The 24,398-nt window shown below is 53.7% G+C and carries 23 protein-coding genes; 1 reads left to right on the top strand and 22 read right to left on the bottom strand.

The window, feature by feature from the left end:
- Positions 1-73: 73 nt before the first annotated feature.
- The 16 genes from ACO0K9_RS15220 to ACO0K9_RS15145 form a co-directional block, all read right to left on the bottom strand.
- Entirely contained in the window at positions 74-688 is a 615-nt protein-coding gene (locus ACO0K9_RS15220; RefSeq protein WP_422986311.1) for a LolA family protein, read from the bottom strand.
- Positions 685-1,119 carry an acyl-CoA thioesterase gene (locus ACO0K9_RS15215; RefSeq protein ID WP_422986309.1) on the bottom strand — a complete coding sequence of 145 codons (435 nt, stop codon included), beginning with the start codon at positions 1,117-1,119 and terminating at the stop codon, positions 685-687. The genes ACO0K9_RS15220 and ACO0K9_RS15215 overlap by 4 nt, the downstream gene beginning before the upstream one ends.
- Positions 1,112-2,686, bottom strand: coding sequence for an HAL/PAL/TAL family ammonia-lyase (locus ACO0K9_RS15210; RefSeq protein WP_422986307.1), 1,575 nt, complete (start codon positions 2,684-2,686; stop codon positions 1,112-1,114). The genes ACO0K9_RS15215 and ACO0K9_RS15210 overlap by 8 nt, the downstream gene beginning before the upstream one ends.
- Positions 2,673-3,629, bottom strand: a complete 957-nt coding sequence (locus ACO0K9_RS15205; protein WP_422986305.1) for an acyltransferase — start codon at positions 3,627-3,629, stop codon at positions 2,673-2,675. Before ACO0K9_RS15205 ends, ACO0K9_RS15210 begins: the two co-directional genes overlap by 14 nt.
- The gene (locus tag ACO0K9_RS15200) at positions 3,626-4,372 is read right to left on the bottom strand and encodes a glycosyltransferase family 2 protein (protein WP_422986303.1); all 747 of its coding nucleotides are present in this window, start codon (positions 4,370-4,372) and stop codon (positions 3,626-3,628) included. Before ACO0K9_RS15200 ends, ACO0K9_RS15205 begins: the two co-directional genes overlap by 4 nt.
- Before the next feature lies 1 nt (position 4,373).
- The gene (locus ACO0K9_RS15195; protein ID WP_422986301.1) at positions 4,374-5,453 is read right to left on the bottom strand and encodes a class I SAM-dependent methyltransferase; all 1,080 of its coding nucleotides are present in this window, start codon (positions 5,451-5,453) and stop codon (positions 4,374-4,376) included.
- Complete coding sequence (locus ACO0K9_RS15190; RefSeq protein WP_422986299.1) at positions 5,447-7,189, bottom strand: AMP-binding protein; 1,743 nt, start codon at positions 7,187-7,189, stop codon at positions 5,447-5,449. The genes ACO0K9_RS15195 and ACO0K9_RS15190 overlap by 7 nt, the downstream gene beginning before the upstream one ends.
- Complete coding sequence (locus ACO0K9_RS15185; protein WP_422986297.1) at positions 7,182-7,679, bottom strand: hypothetical protein; 498 nt, start codon at positions 7,677-7,679, stop codon at positions 7,182-7,184. The genes ACO0K9_RS15190 and ACO0K9_RS15185 overlap by 8 nt, the downstream gene beginning before the upstream one ends.
- A 62-nt stretch (positions 7,680-7,741) precedes the next feature.
- Positions 7,742-7,987, bottom strand: coding sequence for an acyl carrier protein (locus ACO0K9_RS15180; protein WP_422986295.1), 246 nt, complete (start codon positions 7,985-7,987; stop codon positions 7,742-7,744).
- 28 nt (positions 7,988-8,015) lie between these two features.
- Positions 8,016-8,270 carry a phosphopantetheine-binding protein gene (locus tag ACO0K9_RS15175; protein WP_186949074.1) on the bottom strand — a complete coding sequence of 85 codons (255 nt, stop codon included), beginning with the start codon at positions 8,268-8,270 and terminating at the stop codon, positions 8,016-8,018.
- The gene (locus ACO0K9_RS15170; RefSeq protein WP_422986293.1) at positions 8,263-9,036 is read right to left on the bottom strand and encodes a lysophospholipid acyltransferase family protein; all 774 of its coding nucleotides are present in this window, start codon (positions 9,034-9,036) and stop codon (positions 8,263-8,265) included. The genes ACO0K9_RS15175 and ACO0K9_RS15170 overlap by 8 nt, the downstream gene beginning before the upstream one ends.
- The gene (locus tag ACO0K9_RS15165) at positions 9,029-9,793 is read right to left on the bottom strand and encodes a beta-ketoacyl synthase chain length factor (RefSeq protein ID WP_422986291.1); all 765 of its coding nucleotides are present in this window, start codon (positions 9,791-9,793) and stop codon (positions 9,029-9,031) included. The genes ACO0K9_RS15170 and ACO0K9_RS15165 overlap by 8 nt, the downstream gene beginning before the upstream one ends.
- 338 nt (positions 9,794-10,131) lie before the next feature.
- Positions 10,132-13,281, bottom strand: a complete 3,150-nt coding sequence (locus ACO0K9_RS15160) for an efflux RND transporter permease subunit (protein WP_422986289.1) — start codon at positions 13,279-13,281, stop codon at positions 10,132-10,134.
- A gap of 9 nt (positions 13,282-13,290) precedes the next feature.
- Positions 13,291-14,532 (bottom strand): efflux RND transporter periplasmic adaptor subunit, encoded by a 1,242-nt coding sequence (locus tag ACO0K9_RS15155; RefSeq protein WP_422986287.1) that lies wholly within the window; start codon positions 14,530-14,532, stop codon positions 13,291-13,293.
- Between the two features lie 30 nt (positions 14,533-14,562).
- Positions 14,563-16,047, bottom strand: a complete 1,485-nt coding sequence (locus ACO0K9_RS15150) for an efflux transporter outer membrane subunit (protein ID WP_422986285.1) — start codon at positions 16,045-16,047, stop codon at positions 14,563-14,565.
- An 8-nt stretch (positions 16,048-16,055) separates the two neighbouring features.
- Positions 16,056-16,823, bottom strand: coding sequence for a CerR family C-terminal domain-containing protein (locus tag ACO0K9_RS15145; protein WP_422986283.1), 768 nt, complete (start codon positions 16,821-16,823; stop codon positions 16,056-16,058).
- Between the two features lie 284 nt (positions 16,824-17,107).
- On the opposite strand from ACO0K9_RS15145, the gene ACO0K9_RS15140 reads away from it, so the two are divergent.
- Positions 17,108-19,090: a methyl-accepting chemotaxis protein gene (locus ACO0K9_RS15140; RefSeq protein ID WP_422986281.1), complete on the top strand. Its 1,983-nt coding sequence runs from the start codon at positions 17,108-17,110 to the stop codon at positions 19,088-19,090.
- 150 nt (positions 19,091-19,240) lie between these two features.
- Here the strand turns inward: ACO0K9_RS15140 and ACO0K9_RS15135 are convergent, their stop codons facing one another.
- The 6 genes from ACO0K9_RS15135 to rpmI form a co-directional block, all read right to left on the bottom strand.
- A complete protein-coding gene (locus ACO0K9_RS15135) occupies positions 19,241-19,609 on the bottom strand; it encodes a MerR family transcriptional regulator (protein ID WP_422986279.1) in 369 nt (122 codons plus the stop codon).
- A gap of 8 nt (positions 19,610-19,617) precedes the next feature.
- The gene (locus ACO0K9_RS15130; protein WP_186949066.1) at positions 19,618-20,031 is read right to left on the bottom strand and encodes an integration host factor subunit alpha; all 414 of its coding nucleotides are present in this window, start codon (positions 20,029-20,031) and stop codon (positions 19,618-19,620) included.
- Between the two features lie 42 nt (positions 20,032-20,073).
- Positions 20,074-22,500, bottom strand: a complete 2,427-nt coding sequence (gene pheT, locus ACO0K9_RS15125) for a phenylalanine--tRNA ligase subunit beta (protein WP_422986277.1) — start codon at positions 22,498-22,500, stop codon at positions 20,074-20,076.
- A 69-nt stretch (positions 22,501-22,569) separates the two neighbouring features.
- Positions 22,570-23,586, bottom strand: a complete 1,017-nt coding sequence (pheS, locus tag ACO0K9_RS15120) for a phenylalanine--tRNA ligase subunit alpha (protein WP_422986275.1) — start codon at positions 23,584-23,586, stop codon at positions 22,570-22,572.
- 143 nt (positions 23,587-23,729) lie between these two features.
- The gene (gene rplT / locus ACO0K9_RS15115) at positions 23,730-24,089 is read right to left on the bottom strand and encodes a 50S ribosomal protein L20 (RefSeq protein WP_186949063.1); all 360 of its coding nucleotides are present in this window, start codon (positions 24,087-24,089) and stop codon (positions 23,730-23,732) included.
- Positions 24,090-24,117: 28 nt separating this feature from the next.
- Positions 24,118-24,315, bottom strand: a complete 198-nt coding sequence (gene rpmI / locus ACO0K9_RS15110) for a 50S ribosomal protein L35 (RefSeq protein WP_110253942.1) — start codon at positions 24,313-24,315, stop codon at positions 24,118-24,120.
- Positions 24,316-24,398 lie beyond the last annotated feature (83 nt).

The following is a 24,398-nucleotide window of genomic DNA, read 5'->3' as shown; positions in this document are numbered from 1 at the left end:
GATTTTTTAAGGCTTTATCCATTCTGTGGTTTGCATGCGTCTACAAAAGCAGGTTCAGGTTGTATGCAGGTCATCAAAACATCGCCAGTTCTTCTGCAGTGATTGCCGTTTCACCGGTTTTAATATCGGAAAAGATAATCGCAGTACGGTCGCCGCTGGCTTCGTCGATATGTATGTTTTTTACATAGGCTGCGCCATCCAGGCTGATCTGTCCTATGGCTTTGGCCAGCGCCGCTTCGCGTGCTTTGAGGCTGACTTTCCAGCTACCGGCGTCAGCCGTGCCATCCACCTCAAACAGCGATTCCAGTTTGCCCAGGTCCCCGGATAGCAGGGAAAAAAGCACGCTATTGATCATGCGCACGGTGGGTTCTTTTTGCGCATCCAGTCGCATGGCAACGCGATCGCCCTGCATATGCACGATTTCATCGCGCGTCAGCCGCAAGGTATTCGGGAAAGGCTGCAAGGTACGCCACAACACGCCCTTGCCATTGATCACGCAAAACCGGCCATTGGAAGCCAGTGGTTTTTTCATGCCCACCAGTTGCTTGGTCTGGTCAAAGCGACCGCACAGGATGGCAGGTTTGGCCAGCGTGTTCTGGATTTTTGTAGTCAGTGCCGAAGTGGCACTGGCATTAGTCGTCAGCAATACTGCCATCAGCGCAAACAAGCTGGAAAGTCTGGGTTTCATGCTGGGGTCACTCCCAATTTTTCAAATAGTACGGGTGGTGAAACAAAGCACATTTCACCACTGCTGATTTCCACCGCGACTTGTGTGGTGCTGGCGCGGGTCAGACGTTTTCCGCTGGCCGCATCGGTGATCAGATAATCGATCTTCAAACGATTTTCCCATTCGACGATATCGGCACGCAGTTTCAGTCTTTGCCCAAAACTGGCTGGAGCCACATAGCGTAACTGCATGTCTATCACTGGCCATGCATAGCCAGATTCTTTCATCTGCACATAGTTGTACTGAATACTGTCCAGCAGCGCACAACGCGCCACTTCCAGGTATTTGACGTAGTTGCCATGCCAGACTATCTCCATCGGGTCCAGGTCAAAAAACTGTACCTGCATCTCGACTTCGGCAGCCCAGCGGCTAGGGGTGGCATTCTTACGCATACAGACTCCATTCCTGTTGCCGCATGCGTTCCAGCAGCAGGCGCAAATCCGGTTCCAGACGGCGGTCTTCCTGTATCGGGGCGATATCTGTGGCCAGGGTTTCCATCATCTGTGTCAACGCTGGTGAAAGCGATAATTCCGGGTGCAGTCGCAAGCGTAACCAAACACCCTGACGTACGGTAATCAGCAAGGCGGCGACCACTTGTTCGGTCAGTTCCAGCACGCGCAGGCAATCCCTGGCGGCTATGGTGCCCATGCTGACCTTGTCCTGGTTATGACATTCGGTAGAACGTGAAAACACCGAGGCCGGCATGGTCAGCTTCAAGGCTTCCGCCGTCCAGGCAGAAGCGCTGATCTGTAAAGCCTTGAGACCATGATTGATGGCAGCACGCGGCCCTTGCACGCCAGACAGATTGGCAGGCAGGCCATGGTTGTAACGGCTGTCCACCAGCAAGGCCATTTGCCGGTCAAGCAGATCAGCCAGGTTGGCGACGGCGTTCTTCATGCCATCCATGGCAAATGCGATATGGCCGCCATAAAAATGGCCGCCGTGCAGTACACGTTCATTGTCGGCATCAATGATGGGATTGTCATTGGCACTGTTCAATTCATTTTCTATGGACTGCCGGAAAAATGGCAAGGCATCGGCCAGCACGCCAATCACATGGGGCGCACAGCGTATGGAATAACGATCCTGCAGGCGCTTGCCATTGCGTTCCACCTGCCCTGCCGGTAAATCATGGCGCAGCCATGCTGCCACGCCCTGCATGCCTGCATGTGGCTTGACAGAGAACAGTACTTCATCAAAATGATGGGCATTGCCATCCAGCGCGAAAGAAGCCAGCGCGGTGATACGTGTCGTCAGTTGCGTCAGGTAAGCGGCGCGGTCATACGCCAGGCAAGCCAGTGCTGTCATGACCGCCGTGCCATTCATGATCGCCAGGCCTTCTTTCGGGCGCAGCCGCAAAGGCTTGATGCCGGCTTCACTCAGGGCCTGGGCAGCTGCCACATGTTCACCCTTGCGCCAGACTTCGCGTTCGCCGCACAAGACGGCAGCCAGATAAGACAGGGGAGTCAGGTCGCCACTGGCACCCACCGAACCTTCTGACGGAATCAGGGGCAACAGGTCATGCTCAAGCAAACTGGCGATCTGCACCAGCAATTCCACACTGACGCCGGAAAACCCTTTGGACAATGAGGCCAAGCGGGTCGCCAAAACGGCGCGGGTCTGTGCCGGGTTCAGGTATTCACCCAGCCCGCAACCATGGTAGGTGTACAGGTGATGCGGTAATTCCCCTACCAGTTCTGCCGGTACTGTGACCGTGCAGGAATCACCATAACCCGTGGTGACGCCATAGATGGTGCCATCTTCCCGCAACAGGCGATCCAGAAAATCCGCCCCACGGGCAATTGCCGCCCGAAAAACAGGATCAGCCGACAAGACGGCCTGCGCTTTGCCATGCGCAATAGCTACAATATCTTCTATACAGAGCCGGTTGCGGTCAAACACAACGACACGCGGCTTGCTGCTGGAAATAGTTGAGATGGTCGGATCAGCGGGATGCATCTGTTTGTTCCAAATGAGGTATATACCAAAAATCGTAAAAATTAAACCATTGCAAGGGTGCCTGCACACAATAGTGTTCCAGTCGTGCGGCGTAGGCGGCTATCAGTTCCTGCAACATGGTGTCGCGATCCTTGCGGGGCAGCCTGACTGATTCACGCAGTAACTCGAACCGTACCTGCGGCACGCCATCCATCTGCAGGGAAAACAATAAATACACCGGGCACTGCAAAATACTGGCAAGCACGTACGGCCCTACCGGGAAAGCCGCATCCTGCCCAAGAAATTTTGCGCACGCCACCCTGGGCTGTGGTGCCACCGGTATGCGGTCACCGGCGATGACGACAAAGCCGCCCCCGGCAATTTTTTCAGCCAGCAGCATAGCGGTAGCAGGTGTCATTTCAGTCACTTGCAACAAATCCATCTGGCTGTGAGGATCTAGCTGGCCCAACATGCGATTGAATACCTGGGCATGCTTGGTATGCACGAGTATGGTCAATTTCACGTCAGGAAAATCGCGGGACAATACCCGGCACATTTCCAGATTACCCTGATGTGAGCAAATCAATACAGCGCCGCTTCGGGTAAGCATCTGCGCATGTATCTGTTCTTGTCCGTGATACTGCACTTGTTCAGTCTTGAACAAGCCCCCCCAGAGCAGCATTTTATCCAGTATGCTTTCGGCAAACGCAGCAAAATGCCGGAATACCCCCAGCCAGCCTTGTCGTACCGCGCGGTAGGCATTAATGCGACGCAAATAATCCATCGATGCGCGACGCGGCACCGCCTGCAGCATTACGTACCACAGCAAGACCGGGTACAGGACAATGCGGAAGGGCCAGCGTCCAAAATAGCGAAAAATCCAGAACAACAGCCGCATGCCAGCCACGAAACCGACTTCATTCATACTGGCCCAATGCCTGTTGGTGGCCGCCGGTTTAGTCATGGCCTGCCCCGCCAGTTACGTAACAGCAAACGTGGAAAACGCCACAACATGCCAAAGAATAATTGAGTATGCATTTTGGTGATCAGCACATTATCCAGCCAGACGCGGAAGTGGGAAACGCCATCCGACGGATACGCCACCCTGGTCGGCAGGTTGACAATGTCGGCACCGTCCCAATACAGCCTGACCAGGATATCGGTATCAAAATTCATGCGCTTACCGACCTTCTGTTTCGCCAGCAGTGTCATTACCGGGCTTATCGGATACACCCTGAAACCACACATGGAATCACGAATCGCCAACGACAGGGTATTGATCCATACCCAGACATGGGTCAGATAGCGTGCATACAGGCGCACAGCCGGCACCGAATCGTCATACACCGGGTAACCGACCATGATAGCCTGTGGGTGCGCCTGCGCCTGTTCCAGAAAGCGTGGAATATCAGCGATGCAATGCTGACCATCGGCGTCCACCTGCAGCAAATGGGTGTAGCCGGTTTTTGCCGCATGTTCAAACCCTGTCATCACCGCCGCACCCTTGCCCTGATTACTGGCATGGCGCAACAGGCTGACCCGCGCCGGCGTTGCCGCATGCAAGTCATCCAGCACCCTGGCACAAGCGGGCGAGCAGCCGTCATCGACCAGTATGCAATCCACGTCATGCGCCAGGACGGCATGCACTACCGCAGTAATGGCATGTTCGTGGTTGTAGACGGGGATCAATACGCAGGCTTTGAACACTTTACTTCCCTGCCCTCGTAAATCGCAGCAGGGAATGGCAGTAACCAATATCGTCACGGGTGGTCAGCAATTGCAGGCCGGCGGCTTCTGCCAGACGTATATAGTCATTGCTTTCGTAAATCTTGCTGTTGCCGCTGGCCATGGACGTGAAATACGGCGAGGTATTGATCAGGCAAAAAGCGGCGATATCGTAACGTTGCCGGTCCCAGAAAGTATCCATGATCAACAACTGTCCCTGAGGACTGAGGGCGGCAGCAGCACGCTGCAAGATACTGGCAATGGCCGGTTCGGAAAAACAGCTGAGGAACTGGCTCATCCAGATCATGTCCATATCTGCAGGCAATGTCAGTTCAGCATCCAATAAATCCACCGGATGAAAATGCGCACGCTCAGCCACACCAGCCTTGCGCAGGTTTTCTTCGGCAACTATCAATTGCCTGGGCAGGTCAACCAGATGCATTTCCACTGACGGATTGTAGGCCAGCGCCGCGCAGCTGAACTTGCCGGTATTCGCACCGATATCCATCAGGCGGCGCGGTGCCGTGGCGAATACATCCGGCAAGATATCCGGGAAAGATGTATCCGAATAATGATGGTCAAACGCAAACCAGCTGGTTTTGGCAGGTTCTGGCAATTGCGACAGCCCCTGGTACAGGGTGGGCCAGTCACCTAGCGCGCTCAGGCCCAAGGGTTTTTCCTGGTCCAGGGATGCGTCCAGCCGGAACAGGCCTTCGTAACATACATCATGGTTGAAATCGAGATTGATCTGGGTAATCGCATCGGTCAGTACGCAATAACCGGTTTTATCGAGTACATAGCGCCCCGCGCTCAAATACACGACGCCAGCCGACAGACAGGTTTCCAGCACAACCTTTAGCACATATTCAGTCCAGCGCCCGGTGGCGGCCAGTTCGGCAATCGTCAGGCCAGTACTACCAGTATCCGACAAGGCTTGCAGCATGCCGCGCTTCCAGGCATAGCGAACGCATTGGAACACGACAGGCCCGAAAGCGATCTTCTGCGCTTCAAAACGGGCAGCAAAAGCACTCTGGCGTTCCGGGGAGAATTTTTTATCTAGCATGCGGTCTTTTCATTGGTGAATAAGATGCGACCACTGGCGTGTTGCCCGGCGTCGGAAAAATAACGGAATTGCACACTGCCCTTATGCAGGTCGTGGATCATTTCCAGCATGACAGGAGTTTCAGCATGAATCACCTGCTGAAACTTGAGCGCATGAATGGAGATAAAAATGGCTGGCAAATCAAAATACTGACGCCCATATAAAATGGCCCAGTCAACTTGTACCACACCAGGCAATACCGGGGCGATCGCAAAATGTCCATCGAAATAGAATAGCGATGCGGGTACGGTCAATTCCAGTACGACGCGCGTAGCTTCCTGCTCCAGCATATGCACCTGTGGCAGGCGTGGTCGCTGGTCCTGATTTTCATTGATCAGGGCCAGCAATTGCGCATGCGTGGTCTTGCCCTGGGCATTGACCGGCATCTGGTCCAGGTAACGCCAGCGACGCGGTAGTGCAATGGCATCGACCACGCCAGACAACAAGGCGCGCAAACGCTGGTTGAAGGTATTTTTATCCGTCTGCGCCAGCAAGTCATGTCCTAGTGCAGAGGGCACCACAAAGGCCGTTAATTTCTGTCGCTGACCAGCGACTTCTTCATCGACCAGGATACGCACTTCGTTCACCAGTTCTGAACTCAGCAAAGCCTGTTCCATGGCGTCCAGTGAAATTCTTTTTTCTTCAATTTTGACAATACGGTCACTACGCCCCAGCAACAGCAGATGGCCGTCTTCCGTCATCTGTCCTCTATCTGTCAAACGCAGCCAGGCATCCTGCATCAAATGTGGTGAACGTACTTCCAGCAAGCCATCTTCCTGATGAATACGCCATGCCACTCCGGGCAGCGCTTGCCAGGTATCGATATTGCCCTGCTTGCGCTGACGCCAGGCAATGCCGCCGGTTTCGGAACTGCCATACACTTCCAGGGGGACCTGTCCCAATAATTTTCCGACTGAAAATGCGACTTCTGCAGTCAATGGCCCGCCGGATGAAAACACGGCACGCAGGTGCTGCCTGGCAGCCTGCCAATCCAGATGGTCGGGTAAACGTTTCAGGTGGGCCGGGCTGGCAATCAGCACACAGTCTGCTTGCCCGGCCAGTTGCAGCAATTGTTCAGGAAAGCTCAGGCTTTCTGCATGAATGACACGCCCTGCTGCCAAAGGCCATAAAATCCGGAACAGCAAACCATAGATGTGCTGATGCGAAACTGTCGCCAGCACCACAGCATTTTCCAGGCGTGCACCAAACACCTCTTCCAGGTTGGCCACTTCACTGGTCAGTTGTGAGATTTTTTTAGGTACTGCCTGCGCCTGCCCGGTACTGCCTGAGGTATGCACCACCAAGCCCAAAAACTCAGGGTCCAGGCCAGTCAGCGGCGGTAGGTGGACAGGTGCTGGACTGGCTTGCAGTGGCTGAAATTCGGCAGGAAAATCACCGGCAAATGCATCGACAGATTTCGCCATTGCCGCGCAACTGCTGTTCAGGGTATCGGCATTCAGCCAGACGGTTTTACCGCACTGCCATGCCGCCAGCAAGGCCGCTGCAAATTCCAGGCTATCATTCAGATACAGGGCCAGTTGCTTGCCGGGCAGGTGCTGAAAAGCATGCGACCACGCACCTATGCGCTGCATGAAAGCGGAATGAGATAAAGTAATGGAACCGGCACGTAAGCCGACCACAGATTGTGCCGGACGGGATGCCACCGCCAGGCAAGGATCAGAAAAAAAATCAGACATGATGCAGCCGCTTAAATCGTAGACGTACCAGATATTCGAGGCCGAACAACAATCCCATGAGGATGTAGGCGATGACGCCGGTATACAGTGACCACACCTGGGCCGATGCCCAAAGGGCGGTGCCCAAAGCGATAGCCCCATTGAATATGAAAAACACGCACCAGACCTGGGTCACGCGCCTGGTGTAAGCCACTGCCGCTGGCGGCAAATCCGGCTCACGCAAACGGGCCAAGCGTTCGACCATGGAAGGTGGAACGGCCAGACTGAAACCAAACACGGCCAGCAGTACTGCATTCACCAGAACCGGATATAATTTCAACGGCAACAAGGCATTCGCCCAGACCGCGCATGCCGCCAGCACCAGGGCTGCAAACATGGACCAGCGGGCGATTTGACTGAGCTTGAAACTGGGGATTCTTGTGGCAGCCGCCAGCAACAACAGGGCAGCCATCCAGCGCGGCTCTACCTGCCCCTGACCCAACCAGATCACCAGCGGATAAAGTATTGTGAGGACGACCGCCAGCGCGGCCAGTATTCGGCGAAAGATGCTGATTACTCCGCAGTGAGATTGCCCAGGGCTTCCACTACATCCCCGATAGTCCGAATTTTCTTGAACACGTCGGGTTGCAAACGCAAGCCTGTCATTTGTTTCAGCTTGACGGCCAGATCGACAGCATCAATGCTGTCAATATCCAGGTCTGCGTATAGATTTGATTCCAGTGTCAATGAAGACTTGTCCAGCTCAAACATCTCAGCCAGCAGATCCACTACCCACACAAACAATTCATCTTTGCTCATTGCACTTACCACAACCATTGCCTGCCCCTTACTTCTTTCTATGTGTTTCAATCAGTGCAGCAAGTGCGCTGACTGATGCGAAATGGCGACGCGTGTCTTCTGAATCAGCAGACAGCGAAATACCGTAACGTTTTTGTAAAGCTACACCCAGCTCAAGCGCATCGATGGAATCCAGGCCCAGGCCTTCTACAAACAAAGGCGCATTGCTATCTATATCGGCGGCTGTGATGTCTTCCAGTTGCAGCACTTCGATAATCAGTTCTTTTACTTCTTGTTCAAGCATGACGTTGGTTTTCCTCGGTAAAATAATGTTGCAGGTGGTCCGTCAGATGACGTGCCGCCATGACGTCCGATTGACCGGCGTCGATAAAACCCTGTATCGGAATATCATCCCTTACTTCTATTCTGAACTGCGCCAATTTGCACGGTACCTGCCACCACTTTTCCCCTTTTCCAAGGGTGGGTGGCTCGCAACGTATCAATACCGGAGTGACCGCGCGTACACCACGCACAGCGATATTGGCAGCGCCGCGCTTGAGGCTGATAACACCATCTGCCGGGGTGCGCGTACCTTCGGGGAAAATGATCAGGTTATTTCCCGCTCGCAAGGACGCGATACATGCTTCCAGCAAATCTTGCCCGTGTTCATTACTGATATACGCTGCTGCCCTTACCGGCCCACGGGTAAACACATTATTCCGCAGGCGTCCCTTCACTATACAGTCGGCGTGTTTGACAAATGCCATTAAAAATACGGTATCTATCAAGGTAGGATGATTAGCCAGTATTAACAAGCCACCACGCTCCAGTTTTTCCAGCCCTATCAACTCATAACGCAATACGCCCAGCAAGCGCATCAGGCCGACAAAACAACGAAACGTCCAGCGTATGATATGGCGTGCCATCGTCCTGCGCCGGTCTTGTTGCCATACCAGAAGATGCAACAGCGGAAATACCACCACCCACAGCACTACACCGCCTATACCGAAAGCCGTAAAACTGATGCCTGTGGCAACGATACGCCAGCAACGATCGAGATAATCAAACATCTCGCGACCAGATCCAGCGGCGCGTTCCCGCCAGCCGGATTAGCTTCGACTGCGCGCCGCATTCAAAGCGCCATATCTGCAAGCCGGATGTCATTGCACCCACATCCGCTCCCGATTCGGCATCCAAGCTGTCTTCCTGCCTGTCTGTAACGCTTTCACATCGTAACTGGATGACATCGTCCTGTGCCGGCGTCATCAGCCATGCCCAGGCATAAGGCTGTTCATCGACATCCTGGAACTGTTTCATGAGTTCAGGCAAGGGTTGGTCGTAAGCAACCAGCAGCACCATGGGCTCGCCATCTGCCAACAAGCCACAAGCCTCAATCACACCATGCTCTATCGTGCTATTACCAGCTGCCAGGGCAATATGATTTGCCTGATCCTTGCGGGCAATCGAAAACAAACCGGCACTGGCATTGTGTACGGCCAGGCCAAATCCGGTCGGTGATACAGATTGCTCTTGCACCAGTTCTGTCAGCAAATCAATGGCACGCGTCACTTCGCCATGACGCGAGCAAAACACAGTGGGAATATTGGTACGCCCATCCAGGCATTGATAAGCCACTTCCAGTGCCATCTTCCCAAGGGAACCGGCACGACGACGCAACATCGGCGGCATCGCAGCCACGGCTGGTTCGGCATCGCCCGCAAAAGGAAAAGGCGCTTTCGCCCATTCCTTCCAGGCATCTGGCGTATCGACGCCCGGGGCCCAGGCAGCATGACTTGCAATAGAAAAACGAACTCCATTTTTACGCATTATTTTTATTTTCCACTCAGGCACACCACACGGTTCGCTGATAGCGCAAAAAATCTGTCCTATACAATTTGTAACAAATCAGGCTGTCATTATAACAAAGCGCAATTAGAGCCCACAATCTGATGTGCTTAAATCGTCGTAATTTTTGCATTTCTTTTAACAATTTAGTAATTCAGTACAATATAAGCATTTCCAAAAGACAATTTACTTTTAGGATTGGCATGCAGCCATGGAAATGCAAAAAGGCCCGGGTGCATCTGCATGCACCCGGGCCTTTGTTTTTTGCACCAAACAATCAGGATCAAGAAACCACGTATTGCCCCTGATTCAGGTATTCATCACGATGTTGCCGCGACCGGTTTGCCTTTCAGCCAATGCCTGATTTTTCCCAGCAAATGTTCAAAATCATCGATATAGGTAAACACTGCCGGTACCACCAACAGGCTCAACAGGGTTGAGGTAATCAAACCGCCTATCACCGCAATCGCCATCGGCGAACGGAAGCTGGGGTCAGCGCCCCAGCCTAAAGCCAGCGGCATCATGCCGGCCCCCATGGCAATGGTGGTCATGATGATGGGGCGGCTGCGCTTGTGGCAGGCATCCACCAGGGCATCAAACCGACTCATGCCGGCTTCCCTTGCGATAACAGCGTAATCCACCAGCAGGATGGAGTTCTTGGTGACGATACCCATGAGCATGATCAGGCCTATCATGGATGGCATGGACAGCGCACGCCCGGTCACCAGCAAGGCCACGAAAGCACCACCGATACTCAAAGGCAGGGCAGCCAGGATAGTCACCGGTTGCAAGAAATCCTTGAACAGCAAGACCAGGACACCATAGATACACAATACGCCGATCAGCATGGCGATACCAAAGCTGGCGAACAGGGCCTGCATCTCTTGCGCGTCGCCCAGTTCAGCAATACTGACTGAAGGTGGCAGGTTTTTCATGCTCGGTAAAGCACGCGCTTCTTCATTCACTTCACCCAGTTGACGGTTACCCAGTTCCACATCCAGGGTCACATTGCGCTTGCGGTTCAACCTGTCTATCTGTGCCGGGCCGGATTCCATCGTCACGCTGGCGACAGTGCCCAACATGACGGGGCCATTTTTGCCGGGTACGGTCAGGCGTTCTATCTCCGCCAGGTCTGCCCTGAAGCTGTCTGGCAACTTCACGCGGATAGGCACCTGACGTTGTGACAGATTCAGCTTGGGTAAGGATTGGTCATAATCACCCGCGGTTGCCACACGCACGGTTTCACCTATGCTGGCAGCAGTCACACCCAGATCGGCGGCCCTGGCCGGGTCGGGACGCACGATGATTTCAGGACGCACCAGCGATGCACTGGAACTGACATTGCCGATGCCCTTCAGGGTGCGCAATTCCCTTTCGACTTTTTGAGCCGCTTCTATCAGGGCCAAGGGATCCTCACTCTGCAAGACCAGTTGCATCTTGACACCCGTATCCGGTGGCCCTACGGTGAACTTGGCACCGGAAATATCTGCCACTTCCTTACGTATCTTGGCATCGATATCACTGATGGAATCCTTGCGATTATTCCTGTGCACCGCCGTCACAGTCAGCACGGCGCGTCTGGCTTCTGCTGCTGCACCTGGCGCAAAAGCATCACCGCTGGAACCACCACCGATGGAACTGAATACATTGATGATGTTCTTGTCGCGCATGATGGCGACCCTGGCCTGCTCTGCCGTTGTACGGGTTTCTGCCAGGGTGCTGCCTGGCGGCAGTTCTATATTGACCTGGGTTTGTGCACGATCTGCCGATGGCACGAAACCGGTAGGCAACAAGCCGACCAGCGCAATCGAGCAGACAAAAAATACAGTCGCAGCGATCATGGTCACCAGACGATGACGCAAGCACCACTGCATGGTTTTCATATACCGCGTCATGAGCCAGCCGTCTGGCTGACCATGCACACCTTCTGCATGCACGCCAGTCTTGCCTGGTTTCGGCGACTTCATGATGTATGCCGCCATCATCGGTGTCAGCAAACGCGCCACCACCAGCGAAGCCAGAATCGCAATCACTGCCGTCCAGCCAAACTGTTTGAAGAACAGGCCCGGTACGCCGCCCATAAAGGCCGTCGGCAAAAACACGGCGACCAGCGCAAAGGTAGTGGCGATGACGGCCATACCAATTTCATCGGCCGCTTCCATCGCTGCCTGCATCGGTGTTTTACCCATGTGCAAATGGCGGACGATGTTTTCAATTTCCACAATCGCGTCATCCACCAACACCCCCACTACCAGCGCCAATGACAGCAAGGTCACGGTGTTGAGGGTATAGCCGAAATATTTCAAACCGAGGAAAGTCGGGATCACCGACAAAGGCAGGGCCGCAGCCGCGACCAGCGTGGCACGCCAATCGCGCAGAAACCAGAACACAACCAGAATCGCCAGCAAGGCCCCTTCATACAGCAAATCCATGGAGCCATCAAAATTCTCTTCCACAGGCTGAGCATTATCGATAGCCTGATGGAATTTCATGTTCGGATGCGCCGCCTGCAATTCTTCGACTGCAACACGTGAACCCCTGGCCACATCCACCTCACTCGCACCCTTGGTACGAAAGACTTCAAAACCGACCACCGGCTTGCCATCCAGGGTTGCGGCGGAACGTGGCTCACTGACGGTATCCAGCACCCTGGCCACCTGGTCCAGGCGTATGTGACGGCCATCCGGCAAAGGCACATCCAGTGTAGCCAGTTCGGCTGCAGTCTTGACGGTAGCAATGGTACGCACCGATTGCTCGGCACCACTGACGTCACCACGACCGCCTGGTGCTTCCTGCTGCACCAGTTTCAAGCGACGCGATACATCCACGGCGGCCACATTCAATGCCGCCATTTTGGCGGTATCCAGTTCCACCCGCACTTCACGGGTCACACCGCCCATGCGTTTGACGGCACCTACACCAGGTACGCTGCGCAAACGTTTTGAAACGGTATTGTCAACGAACCAGCTCAGGTCCTGTGCATCTGGCTTACTGCTTTCACCCACAACCACATGGCTGTCTTTGTCAGGCTCGGTCGCTTCGACGGTATACGTCATGATGACACGGCCGGCTGTCGACGCCTTGCTCACCGTGGGGTCACGCATTTCGCTGGGCAGGTCGGCACGCACGGTTGCCACGGCGTCGCGTACTTCATTGACGGCATCAGAAATGACTTTTTCCAAAACAAATTCGACCGTCACTTCGACATCACCGTCCAGCACCTTGGTATAGACGTTTTTGACGCCCTGCAAAGACGCGACCGCATCTTCTATCTTGCGGGCGACCTCGGTTTCCAATTGCGCCGGTGCCGCACCGGACAACGGTGCGCTGACGGTCACGATGGGCAATTCTATATCCGGAAAATCTTGCACGATGGTCGTGCGGAACGACAATATGCCGGCCAGTGTCAGCAACACAAACAGCATGATGGCTGGAATCGGATTCTTGATGGAGAGGGATGAAAAATTCACGTTTGCCCCTTAATTTTTTGCAGGTGCCGGTCCGGCCACTGCGGCTGTAGCAGCCACCACCTTCACCGCATCACCATCATTCAGGAAACCGGCACCGTTGGCGACAATGATGCTGTCGGCATTCAGGCCCTGGGTCACTTCAACCTGATCACCCTGCGGCAGACTGACGCGACGGCCAGTCTGCAATTTGATCTGGGTCACGCGACCATCTGGATTCAGGCGGAAGGCATAACTGAAACCATCCCTCACCACCACCGCCTGCTGAGGAATCGTCAATGCCTGTGAACTACCCATGACAAATTCACCTTTGGCAAACATGCCAGGTTTGAATGCCTGACCATTCGTTTGCGTTACCACTTGCGACTTGCCTGATACCACGGCGACCGTGGGCAACAGATCCACATACACCAGACCCATCCTGGTCTGTGCATCGACAGTCGGCGATACCACCCTGACCTTGCCCTTCCATTGCGTGCCACCGGGGGCGGTGACGACGGCTTCGGTGCCGGGTGTCAATCTGGCCATTTCACTGGCCGTGACTTCTGCCCGCCATTCCAGACGTCCCTGACGTATCATGCGAAACAGTTCAGCCCCATTGGCCACCACGGCACCCAGGGTTGCCGAACGGGCGGTGATGATGCCGCTGTCTGGCGCCAGCACACGGGTATTTTTCATGCGCAGTTGCTGTGCATCGACATTTGCTTTTGCGGCTTCCACCCTGGCTTTGGCAGTTTGTTCGGCTGTCAGGTATTGCCCAACCTGCTGCGCACTCAGAGCGCCACTGGATTGCAAGGCGCGGGTACGGTCGGCATTGGCGACGGCATCTGCCAGATTGGCTTGTGCCTCTGACAGGCTGGCCTGGGCCTGGGCCAGGTCGGCCTTCACGGTATCGCTGGAAAAACTCACCAGCAACTGGCCACGCTGCACATGGTCACCGATATTGGCATGCAGTTCCTGTATGCGCAGGCCATTGGCTTCTGATCCTATCAATGCTTCCTGCCAGGCAGCAACACTGCCATTGGCGGCCAGCTTGATGAGCAAGTTGCCTGCCACTGCCTTGGTGGTGGTTACCGTCAGTGCTGGCTTGGTTGGCGCGGCTGCACTTGCCGAAGCACTGGCGCTGCCAGGCTTTGAGTTAGCATCTGCAGCAACAGATGTGGAAGAAATCCACAAGCCACCAGCCGCGACTGCAACAACACCCGCCAAACTCAAGCCCAGGAAAACTGGTTTGCGTGAAATGAATGGGATCATATGAATGAGGCTTTCTATTATTCGTTAAATTCAGGAATGTGATGGGGTGGTGACGCTATCGGCAGATGAGGCAGACGAGGCAGATGGCGTCAGCGGCGCAACAGGCGTGGGGTTGGCCGCAGGTGTGTGTATGTCCCAGCCGCCACCCAATGCCTTGTATAACGCGATCCAGGCATTATTTCTTTCAAGTTGCAGACTGATCAGCGATGACTGTGAGGCAAACGCCGTACGCCTTGCATCTTCCAGTTCCAACAAACTTGCCATGCCCTGGTTGTAGCGCACCGTGGTTGCCTGCAATGCCTGCGCATAGCCGCGTGCAGCCAGTTCCGAATCCTGGCGGCGGGCATCGGTGCTTTGCAAATTCACCAGCGCTTCTTCCACTTCACGCACCGCCTGTCTGACCTTGCTGGTGTAACTGCTGCTGGCAGCCAGATAGCGCGCCTTTGCTGCGTCAACATTGGCTACCGCCTGGCCACCATCAAAGATGGGCAGTGTCAGTGCCAGCGGGCCGATAGACCAGGTATCCATGCTGCTATCAGTACCCATGCTGCGGTAACGCATGCCGCCTATCGATCCACTCAGTGTCAGGCGCGGATAGCGACGCGCTTCTGCCGCACCGATCTGGGAACTGGCCATGCTCACTTCTTTTTCTGCGGCGTACACGTCAGGACGTTGCTGCAAGACTTGCGCCGGTACGCTACTGATTCCCAATGGCAGCAAATTCTTTGTCGCTGCATCACGGCTGAGGGCATCCAGCTTTTGCCGCAGTTCCGGCTCTGGCCTGGCTGTCATGGCAACCAGTGCCTTGATGTCACGGTCACACTGGGCTGCCTGCTGGATGGCGCGGCTATTTCCCTCTGCCGCACTGGAACGCGTCAGGCTGGCAGTTGCATTCGATGTCATGCCGGCCTGCGCACTGAGTTCTGTCAAACGTGCAGTTTCTGCCCTGGAACGGGCATCCTGCCAGGTGATATCGGCGACCTGACGGCAACTCAGCACAGAAAAATACAGCTGGGCGACTTCCGCCGCGACCACGATGCGGGCATCATGCCATTGCGCCCTGCTGCCTTCCAGATCCGCCTCTGCTGCCTGATTGGTGGCGCGATTGACACCGAACAGATCCAGTTCCCACGTAGTCTGCAAACCCACTTGCGCCGTACTCGCGACCGGAACACCAATCTGATTTTTTGCCCGGCTGACATTCGCCACCGCATCCAGCGAAGGCAGCAAGGCCGCACCACTGGCAACCCTGGCCGCCCTGGCTGTTTCTATGCGCGACCAGGCTTGCGCAATTGATGGGCTGACGGCTTGTGCCGCATCAATCAGTTCTACCAGGGTGGCGTCACCCTGGGCTTGCCACCAGGACCGCAGTTCGGCATTTTTTTCAGTGGATGGCAAAGCCGCCTGCCACTGCGCCGGCACGGTAGCCATACCCGCCACACCGGTGTTGGTGGTGGCACAGGCAGCAAGCAGAGAAACACTGCCGGCAGTAAGTATCAAACGTCGAATGATCATATCGCTGTTTATGAAGTTAAATTATCGGAAGAATGCAAAAATCGACGCCGTTTTTCGTCTTCACACATGGCCATGGCGTAATCAGCCAAGCGGGATGAATAGACATCGATGGCCTTGGGTCTGGCGATCAATGCCGGTCGTATGACCTGCATCAGGTCACGACTGACCATCAGGGAAACTGCCAGGCCTGTAACGGAAAAAGCCAGTCTGTGCACATCATCATCAGCGCGCCGGATACCCAGATAGCGACACAACAAACGGACCAGTCCCTGATGGGCTGGGCGTATCATGGTATCGATTTCTTCCCCCCATAAACCGGTGGGCTCCAGCATTTCGCGGAAATGCAGTTTCATGCATTGCTCTACCATCTCCCCCTGTTTCAGGGAATCGGTAAACGAACACATCAGCGCTGACAATATGTCGCGCAATTGCGTTTCAGGTTGCTCAAAAATAGCCGGATCCACATTCGGATTGCTGCGGGGGTCGTTGAACACCGCACGGTACAAGCCTGCCTTATCGCCAAAGTAATAACTGATGGCAGAAATATTCACCTCAGCAGCCCTGGCGATTTCACGTGTGGATGTCTTGGCATATCCTCTTCCTGCAAATAATTGCAGGGCACTGTCAAGCAGGCGGGTACGCGCCTCTATCCCATCCACCCGTAAGGGCTTACCCGCATGGGTCGTGGATGGTGTAATCAATTTGGACTGGATAGACCTGCTGGCGGTTTGGCTTGCGGTTTGGCTGGCAGTTTTATTATGGCTGGACTTTTTCATGAAACGCATCCTAACATAAATCAAACGTTTGATTTAACTATCTCATGGAAAATGCTCCCCGCCTGCATATTTGTATCTCACCATAGCAATAAAACACATCAGTCCCTCCTCGGACATCCCATGTCATTACCTTTGCGCCCCACTTTCATTCAAAACCATAAGCTTTCCGGCATGAGTTTGAGACGGAGCAGAATATTTCCTGAAGACAAGCCAACTGTCACGGCATAGTCATATTGACGGATTAGGCTCTCAAAAATTGTATTTCTCATGATTGGTGCCTCAAAGTGAACTTATTCAGCTCCCCCGCCATTCGTCTGATGCGCAACGTCAGGATCGCCCACAAATTCAGTTTTGTCGCTCTGGCATTCGGCATACCCTTACTGGTCGTACTCTTCCTGCTGTTTCGGGATATGAGAAACGACATCCTGCAAATCGAAGCCAAGCAGACTGCCATCAACACCATTGCAGAAAGAGGCAAGCTGCGTCTGCTAGTGCAAAAGCAGCGTGCGCTACAACATATGCGCCTGCAGGGAAATAAACAAACCGCCAATGCACTGGCTGAAAACCAGACCAGGATTGACGAAGCACTGGAACAGCTGGACCGCAAGGAAGCCCTGAAAACACTATGGTCAGCCATGCTGGCAAAACAAAACAGCTTCAAGGCACCGGAGAGCTTTGCCGAACACAGCAAGCTGATACAGGCTATCGATAACGAAGTCACGGCCATCGCCCACACATCTAAACTGACGCTGGATGGTGATTTGAAAACACATCAACTGGCGAATGCCTATGTCAGCACCCTGCCCCAGATTGAAGAAAAGCTGGCGCTGATAGCCGGGCGTGGTGCTGCCTATATCGACAGCGGCCTGTTTGAAGCTGGTGAAGATGTCATGCTGAATTCCATGCATATGCTGGCACGGCATGAGCTGAACAACCTGGCCCAGCTCATGCAAGATATCAGTCAGCATCAGCCGCAATACGCAGCGGCACAAGCAAACATACAGCAGCAAATCGAAGATGCAAAAAAATTCCTGGCCCGTTCACAGGATGAAGTCCTGGCCTCGGTCAATCAAAGTTCCGGTGATGCCTTCTTGCTTGCGGGCCTGGGTACCATAGAAAAACTGACACAATCAGAGGCAGTCATCGCCACGCTGATCAAGCAGAATCTGAATGCCGATATCGAAGACGTGAACCAGCGTTCATGGAAGATGTCGGCCTGTATCATTGCGCTGCTGGTCATCGCCACCTACTTCCTGATCGCGATTTACCTGGCATTGACCAGCGACCTGAAACTGTTAACTCAGGCCATTGCTGAAACCGCTGCCGGCAATCTGCAAAACCGTGTGCATAGCAAGGGCAAGGATGAACTGGCGCAGTTGATCAATGCCGTCGGCGCGATGAACCAGCACTTGTGTGACATGGTGACGAATATCCGCAATGGTGCCCTCACGGTGGATGTGATCGCCAGAGAAATCCATGATGAAAATACTGACCTCGCCAGCCGCACTGAAAGCCAGGCGGAAGCCTTGCAGCAAACTGCCAGCGCCATTGATGAACTGACCGCGACCATCACGGAAAATGCAGGTAACCTGGCGCAGGCCAACAGCCTGATTCACAGCTCGGCCGAAAGAGTACAGCAAGGTTTGCGAGTCATGGATAGCACTATCCTGTCCATGCTAACCGTCAGTGCAAGCTCCAGGAAAATTACCGAAATTATCGGTGTCATGGACGGTATCGCCTTCCAGACCAATATCCTGGCACTGAACGCCGCAGTAGAAGCTGCCCGCGCCGGTCAGGAAGGACGTGGCTTTGCCGTGGTGGCAGCCGAGGTAAGAAATCTGGCGCAACGCAGCACCACTGCCGCCAAGGAAATCAAGACCCTGATCGCCGCATCCGGTCAGGCAGTGGAAGCCGGCAGCAGCATGATCAATACCGCAGGCAAGACCATGCAGGATATTGCTGAAAATGTAGCGCTGGTGACCGAACTCATACGGCAGATTGCGCAAGCGAGCCAGGATCAAAGCGTGGGTATTTCTCACGTCAACCAGGCCATTGCTGATATAGACCAGATCACCCAGGACAATACCTGCCTGGTAGAACAAGCCAGCGAATCGACTGCCAAACTGGAACAGCAGGCAGCCTTGCTGGGCGCCGCAGTCAGCGTCTTTAAAACCCAGGCATCAGCAACAGAAACCCAGCATTTGCATCTGGCCAGCATCACTGACTACCTGCCGCCCACACCAGCCACGCGCAAGCTGGCAGCATGATGATTAGTTCAAAAAAACGGCAACAATAGCAAAAGACGCAGATGCGCATCTGCGCAGATGCAGCACCAAAAACAAAAACCACCTTGCGGTGGTTTTTGTTTTTTTCCCACTTCAAAGCTGAAGGGGCAAATTTGTTCATAGCAGCCTGTATCAGACTTTCAGCAAACTCAAAATTGATTTCAACTCATCCCGGATCTGATGCAGGTTGACCGGCGCTGCTTCACGCACTTCCACCTCTGCCGGGCCACCATTGACGTTCAGCTTGTTTCTGGCACCGTTGATGGTAAAGCCTTGCTCATATAATAATTCACGGATACGGCGTATCAACAACACTTCATGATGCTGATAATAACGACGGTTACCACGTCGCTTTACCGGTTTGAGCTGTGAGAATTCCTGCTCCCAATAACGCAGAACATGTGGCTTAACGCCACATAGCTCACCAACTTCGCCTATCGTAAAGTACCGCTTGGCCGGAATAGGCGGCAGCACAAAAGACTCGATCTTGATTTCTGTCATGGAAAATGTCAGGCAGCGTGGGCCAGAGGTTGACTGCCGACGTCATCGACCATGCCCTTGAGCTTCTGACTGGCGTGGAAGGTAACGACACGACGAGCAGTGATAGGAATTTCTTCCCCGGTCTTGGGATTACGACCAGGACGTTGAGGCTTGTCACGCAACTGGAAATTACCGAAGCCGGACAACTTGACAGCCTCGCCCCTTTCCAGTGCATCACGGATTTCATCAAAAAAAGTTTCTACCATGTCCTTGGCTTCACGCTTGTTCAAGCCTACATGCTCAAACAACAGCTCAGCCAATTCTGCCTTGGTCAAGGTCGGCAACTCCTTTTCCGCCTGTGAGCGCGCCCTGGCTTCCAGCATCGCACGATTCAAATCAGCATCCAGCACCGACTGAAATTCAGCGGAAATAACGTCATTCATTTTAAAACTCTTCCCAAGTAAATCTAACAGGTTCACGCAAATTTAACGCAGACGGGCTGCAAATTGCAGACTGGCGGCGGCCACCAGTGCATTCATTGCAGCTTCTACTTTATCATCTTGCAGGGTACTTTGAGTATCTTGCAAGCTAAAGCGGAAAGCAAGACTTTTCTCATCAGTTTCCAGGCCCTTGCCACGATATTCATCAAACAAAACAACGGCTTGCACTATCTTGCAGGCTTCATTCTGGCGAATTTCAGCCTGGAATACATCTAGCAAATTTTGCACCATTACTGCCTGTTTGACAACAAGTGCCAAGTCCCGGGTAACCGCCTGGAATTTTGAAATCTCCTGGTACACCGGCACGCCCACATCTTGCAATGCAGCGACGTCCACCTCAAACAATACGGGTGCCAGAGGCAATTCATATTTCTGTTGCAGGCGCGGGTGCAGTTCACCAATAACACCGATGTGCTTGCCGTCACATTCTATGGCGGCACTACGTCCAGGATGCAGCGCAACATGTTCCCGCTTGATAAAGCGTAACGTTTTTGGCGCAAATAATGCTTCGAGGTCGGCCTTGATATCAAAGAAATCCACGTTACGGGTTTCCTGCCCCCACTGCTCTTCAGCAACCGGGCCATAAGCCAGCGCTGCCAGACGTTTTGGCTGCTGATAGCCGGCGACTTCCAGCGGACCATCTTGCACATTGGCATCCTGCAAATAGACTGCGCCGATTTCAAAAATACGGATACGGTTCAGTTTGCGGTTCAGGTTATAGCGGGCATTCGCCACCAGGCTACCTATCATGCTGGTACGCATGACACTCATCTGGCTGGCAATCGGATTCAACAGGCGAACAGGCTGGGCATTGCCGGAAAAATCCTGCTCCCAGGCTTCTTCGACAAAGCTGTAATTGACGACTTCCTGATAATCCTGATCAGCGATCAGGCGCCGCACGGCAAACAGCGAACGCTGGTTTTCCGGCGCAATCATCATCGCATTCGCAGCCACCGGCGGCAATGCAGGAATGTTTTCAAAGCCATACACGCGCGCCACTTCTTCGATCAGATCTTCTTCGATTTCGATATCGAAACGATAGGACGGCGGCGTCACCATGAATTCACCAGGCACCTGTGTGAATTGCAAACCCAGGCGGGTGAAAATGTCGGCAATCTTTGCATCATCCAGCGCCACACCGATGACCTTGACGGCACGTGCCGTACGCAGCTTGACCGGTGGGCGTTGTGGCAGATTGATGATCTGGTCATCAACCGGACCCAGTTTGACCTGGCTGGCACCGCCACAAATCTCGACAATCAGGGCACTGATACGCTCTATGTGTTCGACGATAGACGCAAAGTCGACACCACGCTCAAAGCGGTGCGCTGCATCGGTAGAGAAATTGAAGCGACGGGCACGGCCCTGTATCGCCTGTGGCCACCAGAAAGCGGCTTCCAGGTAAATGTTTTGGGTATCCAGGCTCACGGCAGTGGAATCGCCACCCATGATACCTGCCAGGGATTCAATTTCTTTTTCATCCGATATGACGCCGACCCAGTCATCCACTTCTACCGTATTACCGTTCAGCAGTTTCAAGGATTCGCCGGCCTTACCCCAGCGTACATCCAGGCTACCGTGGATCTTGTCCAGATCAAACACGTGCGAAGGACGACCGAGTTCCAGCATCACATAGTTGGAGATATCAACCAGTGCAGAAATCGGACGCTGACCGCTGCGCTCCAGTCTTTGCTTCATCCATTCTGGCGTCGCGGCACGGGCATTCACACCGCGAATGACACGTCCGGCAAAACGACCGCACAGATCAGGCGCACTGACTTTGACAGGCAAGGTTTCTTGCAAAGTCACCGGCAATACGATCACTTCCGGCAATTGCATAAGTGTACCGGTCAGTGCCGATACTTCACGCGCCACACCGAGTACGGACAGGCAATCGGCCTTGTTCGGTGTCAGTTTGATGGTGAATTTAAGGTCATTCAACTGATAGTAGTCACGGAAATTTTGCCCCACTGGCGCATCGGATGGCAAATCCATCAAGCCACCGTGGTCTTCAGACAATTTCAATTCACGGGCAGAACACAGCATGCCGTAGGATTCTACGCCACGCAGCTTGCCGACCTTGATTTCAAATGGTTTGCCGTCTGCACCAGGTGGCAGGATGGCGCCGACCATGGCGCATGCCACCTTCATGCCTACGCGCACATTCGGTGCGCCACACACGATATTAAGCAAACTGCCAGTACCTACATCGACCTGGCAGATATTGAGCTTGTCAGCATCGGGATGCTTGGCAATTTCGCGGATTTCGCCGACAACGACATTATTAAATGGCGGAGCAACCGGCTCTACCTCTTCGACTTCCAATCCCGACATGGTGAGCAGATGGGACAACTCATCCGAAGTCATCTTCGGATCAACCATGGTACGTAGCCAGTTTTCAGAAAATTGCATAATTCAGCCGTCTAATGTTGGATGCAGGGCGCGATGCGCCACTCAAAAATTCAGGGATGCGCTGCTTTTTTAATTGAATTGCTTCAGGAAGCGCAAATCGCCTTCGTAAAACAGACGCAAGTCATTGACGCCATAACGCAGCATGGTCAGACGTTCAAGACCGGAACCAAAGGCAAAGCCTATGTATTTTTCCGGATCCAGACCCATGTTACGCACCACACTAGGATGCACCTGGCCAGAACCGGACACTTCCAGCCAGCGGCCTTTCAATGGGCCACTACCGAAGGCGATATCGATTTCGGCTGAAGGTTCAGTGAACGGGAAATAAGAGGGGCGGAAACGCACCTGCAAATCATCGGTTTCAAAGAAGGCTTTGACAAAGTTCAGGTACACACCCTTGAGGTCAGCAAAGCTGATATCTTCGGCGATCCACAAGCCTTCAACCTGATGGAACATCGGGGAATGCGTGGCATCGCTGTCGACGCGATACGTGCGACCAGGTGCAATGACCTTGATCGGTGGTTTGTGCATGCGTGCGTAACGTACCTGCATCGGGCTGGTATGCGTGCGCAACAGCAGTTGCTTGCCCTGGCTATCTTTGCCATCGACATAAAAGGTATCCTGCATAGAGCGTGCAGGATGATTTTCCGGGCTGTTCAAGGCCGTAAAATTGGTCCAGTCTGTTTCGATTTCGGGGCCATCTGCCACATCAAAACCGATGGAACGGAAGATTTCTTCGACGCGCTGCCAGGTGCGCATGACGGGGTGTATACCACCCACGCTGCGGCCACGGCCGGGCAAGCTGACGTCGATTGCTTCTGCATTCAGACGTGTCTGCATTTGTGCATTGGCCAGCGCGTCACGGCGCTCGGTCAAGGCGGTTTCAATCTGGACTTTGGCTGCATTGATGACTGCGCCCTGAACCTTCTTTTCCTCTGGTGGCAATTTGCCCAGACTTTTCATCTGTTCGGTAATCTGTCCACTCTTACCAAGGTAAAGCGCTTTTGCGTTCTCTAAAGCGGCAGCGTCATTGGCTGCCAGAAAATCAGCACGTGCCTGGCTGACGATTTGATCTAAAGGGTTCATGCCTTGTTCCCGCTTACCATGAAGCTGAAATAATGATCTGAAAACAAAACGGGGCATAGGATTCAACCTCTGCCCCGCTTGATATTTGCAACTGGCTTGCACCAGTCGCTACGACTACCGTCTGCTAGTCTGCTCGCCTGCTATTAAGCAGCCAAGTTAACTTTGACTTGATTAACAATCGCAGCGAATGCTGGTTTGTCAGTCACAGCCATGTCAGCCAGTACTTTACGGTCGAGTTCAATCGCGGCTTTTTTCAGGCCGTTCATAAACACACTGTAAGTCAGGCCATGCTGGCGAGCCGCTGCATTGATACGTGTGATCCACAAAGCGCGGAATACACGTTTCTTGTTGCGGCGATCGCGGTATGCATATTGACCAGCGCGCATAACTGCTTGCTTGGCAATACGGAATACCTTACTGCGACGACCACGGTAACCTTTAGCAAGGTTGAGAACTTTCTTATGACGGGCACGAGCTGTAACCCCACGTTTTACTCTAGGCATAATAACTCCTTAAATAATGAGTATGAGGTTAAGCTGTTGGCATCATGCGCATTACGGATACCATGTTGGTGTCATGAACACCTACAGAACCGCGCAATTGACGTTTGTTTTTGGTAGTTTTCTTGGTCAGAATGTGACGTTTGAAAGCTTGACCGCGTTTAACGGTACCACCTGGACGGACGCGAAAGCGCTTTTTGGCGCTGCTTTTCGTCTTCATTTTTGGCATAGTACTATCTGTCTTTTAAGACAGCTCCACTTTTATATGATGGTAGGTGGCAGCAACGATCGCTACTCTTGGATGCCTACTTC

The sequence above is a fragment of the Undibacterium sp. Ji50W genome, from assembly GCF_049340445.1.
Classification (GTDB): domain Bacteria; phylum Pseudomonadota; class Gammaproteobacteria; order Burkholderiales; family Burkholderiaceae_D; genus Undibacterium.
The sequence above is the reverse complement of the archived record's forward strand: the minus strand, read 5'-3'. Positions and strand labels throughout refer to the sequence as shown.

Bases quoted from the DNA above. Each gene is read 5' to 3' on its own strand.
- ACO0K9_RS15220 (WP_422986311.1), bottom strand. From the start codon at position 688: ATGAAACCCAGACTTTCCAGCTTGTTTGCGCTGATGGCAGTATTGCTG.
- ACO0K9_RS15215 (WP_422986309.1), bottom strand. From the start codon at position 1,119: ATGCGTAAGAATGCCACCCCTAGCCGCTGGGCTGCCGAAGTCGAGATG.
- ACO0K9_RS15210 (WP_422986307.1), bottom strand. From the start codon at position 2,686: ATGCATCCCGCTGATCCGACCATCTCAACTATTTCCAGCAGCAAGCCG.
- ACO0K9_RS15205 (WP_422986305.1), bottom strand. From the start codon at position 3,629: ATGACTAAACCGGCGGCCACCAACAGGCATTGGGCCAGTATGAATGAA.
- ACO0K9_RS15195 (WP_422986301.1), bottom strand. From the start codon at position 5,453: ATGCTAGATAAAAAATTCTCCCCGGAACGCCAGAGTGCTTTTGCTGCC.
- ACO0K9_RS15190 (WP_422986299.1), bottom strand. From the start codon at position 7,189: ATGTCTGATTTTTTTTCTGATCCTTGCCTGGCGGTGGCATCCCGTCCG.
- ACO0K9_RS15180 (WP_422986295.1), bottom strand. From the start codon at position 7,987: ATGAGCAAAGATGAATTGTTTGTGTGGGTAGTGGATCTGCTGGCTGAG.
- ACO0K9_RS15175 (WP_186949074.1), bottom strand. From the start codon at position 8,270: ATGCTTGAACAAGAAGTAAAAGAACTGATTATCGAAGTGCTGCAACTG.
- ACO0K9_RS15170 (WP_422986293.1), bottom strand. From the start codon at position 9,036: ATGTTTGATTATCTCGATCGTTGCTGGCGTATCGTTGCCACAGGCATC.
- ACO0K9_RS15165 (WP_422986291.1), bottom strand. From the start codon at position 9,793: ATGCGTAAAAATGGAGTTCGTTTTTCTATTGCAAGTCATGCTGCCTGG.
- ACO0K9_RS15155 (WP_422986287.1), bottom strand. From the start codon at position 14,532: ATGATCCCATTCATTTCACGCAAACCAGTTTTCCTGGGCTTGAGTTTG.
- ACO0K9_RS15150 (WP_422986285.1), bottom strand. From the start codon at position 16,047: ATGATCATTCGACGTTTGATACTTACTGCCGGCAGTGTTTCTCTGCTT.
- ACO0K9_RS15145 (WP_422986283.1), bottom strand. From the start codon at position 16,823: ATGAAAAAGTCCAGCCATAATAAAACTGCCAGCCAAACCGCAAGCCAA.
- ACO0K9_RS15135 (WP_422986279.1), bottom strand. From the start codon at position 19,609: ATGACAGAAATCAAGATCGAGTCTTTTGTGCTGCCGCCTATTCCGGCC.
- ACO0K9_RS15130 (WP_186949066.1), bottom strand. From the start codon at position 20,031: ATGAATGACGTTATTTCCGCTGAATTTCAGTCGGTGCTGGATGCTGAT.
- pheT (WP_422986277.1), bottom strand. From the start codon at position 22,500: ATGCAATTTTCTGAAAACTGGCTACGTACCATGGTTGATCCGAAGATG.
- pheS (WP_422986275.1), bottom strand. From the start codon at position 23,586: ATGAACCCTTTAGATCAAATCGTCAGCCAGGCACGTGCTGATTTTCTG.
- rplT (WP_186949063.1), bottom strand. From the start codon at position 24,089: ATGCCTAGAGTAAAACGTGGGGTTACAGCTCGTGCCCGTCATAAGAAA.
- rpmI (WP_110253942.1), bottom strand. From the start codon at position 24,315: ATGCCAAAAATGAAGACGAAAAGCAGCGCCAAAAAGCGCTTTCGCGTC.